The sequence below is a fragment of the Bartonella sp. MR168JLCBS genome (assembly GCF_042194175.1).
In genome coordinates this window covers 1-296 of the sequence record NZ_JBHIMP010000535.1, presented here as the reverse complement: position 1 = coordinate 296, position 296 = coordinate 1, and the positions used below count along the sequence as shown (strand labels likewise).

Here is a 296-nt window from a genome sequence, read left to right as displayed (position 1 = left end):
GAAGCAGCTGAAGCAGACATCATCCCCAAAATCAACCCATAACCAAAAAATGCTATTGCCATCATGATGATATAGATGAAAATTCCTATGACCCAAACCATTTCTCGCATATTTTTATAAGAACCATAATAAAGCCCGCGTGCCAAATGAATAGAGACAGCGCTAAAAAAGAATGAAGATCCTACAGAATGCCATGGACGAAAAAGCCAACCAAACTGGCCCCCGCCGAAATCGTTCACCAGTTGCAAAAGCCAAATGGACATCTGCTACTAATGGATAGCCAATACAATGCCAGT

At 41.6% G+C, this 296-nt stretch carries 1 pseudogene; it reads right to left on the bottom strand.

Features of this window, described 5'->3' with window-relative positions:
- Nucleotides 1-296: pseudogene (locus ACFIK8_RS12475) on the bottom strand (cytochrome b N-terminal domain-containing protein); the annotation flags it as partial.